We start from the raw sequence: 1,693 nt of genomic DNA on the forward strand, positions 1-1,693 counted from the left end.
GGTTCGTGGAGCGTTCCGGGGTCAGGCGCTTGCTCTGGCGGTGGCGCCGGCGGAGCCGGCACCACCGCCTTCAGGCCGCTCGGCCGGCTTGGCAGGCTTGGCCGGCCGAGCTTGGTACGGGCGCACGCGTGGGAGGTGCCGCGGGTTGGGTCCGTGCTATGGCTTGTAGGGCCTGGTCGTTAGGGTTCACGCGTAATCAATTGATTGTTTTTTGCTGGCTCACCGAAGGGTCGCTGGGGGTAGTGTCGAAGCCGTCGGCATGGCTGAGATCGATGAGTCTGCGATTGCTGAGCGGTGGCGGATGATGGAGGGCGCTCTGGATGAGCGTGCCCGGCGGCGTTGGGCGGCGGCGGAGGCTCGTTCGCATGGGCGCGGCGGGATCGCTGCGGTGGTGCGAGCGACGCCGGTTTCGGAGTCGACGGTGCGGCGCGGGCTTTCAGAGCTCGATTCCGGTGAGGCGCTCGAGCCGGGCCGGGTGCGCCGTCCGGGTGGGGGGCGCAAGCGGCTCGCCGAGAAGGACCCGACCCTGGTCTCCGATCTCGAGCGGCTGGTCGAGGCGGACGTGCGTGGCGATCCCGAGCGGCCGTTGCGGTGGAGCTCGAAGAGCGCCGCGAAGCTCGCCGGCGGGTTGCGTGAGGCAGGCCACCAGGTCGCCGACCGCACCGTGCTGAAGACGTTGAAGGAGCTGGGCTACAGCCTGCAGGCCAACCGTAAGACCAGGGAGGGCGCCCAGCATCCCGATCGCGACGCGCAGTTCCAGCACATCAACGGGACCGTGAAAGCGGCGCTTGATGCCGGGCAGCCGGTGATCTCGGTCGACACCAAGAAGAAGGAGCTGGTCGGGGACTTCAAGAACCCGGGGCGCGAGTGGCGGCCCAAAGGCGAACCCGAGCTGGTGCGCAGCCACGACTTCAAAGACAAGGAACTGGGCAAGGCGATCCCCTACGGGATCTACGACCTCGCCGACGACACGGGCTGGGTCAACGTCGGGATCGACAACGACACCGCCCAGTTCGCGGTCAACTCGATCCTGAGCTGGTGGGAACACCTCGGCAAGAAGCGCTACCCGAACGCCACGACCCTCACGATCACTCCCGACTGCGGCGGCTCCAACGGCAACCGCACCCGCCTCTGGAAAGTAGAGCTGCAGAAGCTCGCAGACGACACCGGTCTCGCCATCCACGTCTGCCACTTCCCTCCCGGCACCAGCAAGTGGAACAAAATCGAGCACCGCCTCTTCAGCTTCATCTCGAAGAACTGGCGCGGGAAGCCCCTGACGAGCCTCGAAGTGATCATCAACCTGATCGGCGCCGCGACGACACGCACCGGCCTCGAGGTCTACGCCCAACTCGACCAACGCACCTACCCGAAGGGAATCAAAGTCACAAACGCCGAACTCGCCACCGTCAACATCCACAAAGCCGACTTCCACCCCGAATGGAACTACAGCATAAACCATTCACTTATAAACGCGTGATCCCTAAGGAGGGAAGCCGCAATGCGCTATGTCCTGTTCGTCTGCACCCACAACGCCGGCCGCTCCCAGATTGCGCAAGCCTTCTTCGAGCGCTACGCCCCAGACGACCTGCGTGCCGAATCAGCAGGCCAGGAGCCCGCAGACGCGATCTGGCCAAACGTCGTCGAAGCGATGCGCGAGGTCGGCATCGACATCTCCGACCGCACACCGAAGAAG

1 protein-coding gene and 1 pseudogene are annotated in these 1,693 nt (G+C 65.4%); both read left to right on the forward strand.

The genetic code is table 11. The annotated features are described in order from the left end of the window. Positions 1 to 259 precede the first annotated feature (259 nt). Positions 260 to 1,477: an ISAzo13 family transposase gene (locus tag VIM26_RS21330; protein WP_331955012.1), complete on the forward strand. Its 1,218-nt coding sequence runs from the start codon at positions 260 to 262 to the stop codon at positions 1,475 to 1,477. A 21-nt stretch (positions 1,478 to 1,498) separates the two neighbouring features. Further along, positions 1,499 to 1,693, forward strand: a pseudogene (locus VIM26_RS21335) (heat-shock protein HtpX); the annotation flags it as partial.

It is taken from the genome of Pengzhenrongella sp. (assembly GCF_036565025.1).
Lineage (GTDB): Bacteria > Actinomycetota > Actinomycetes > Actinomycetales > Cellulomonadaceae > Pengzhenrongella.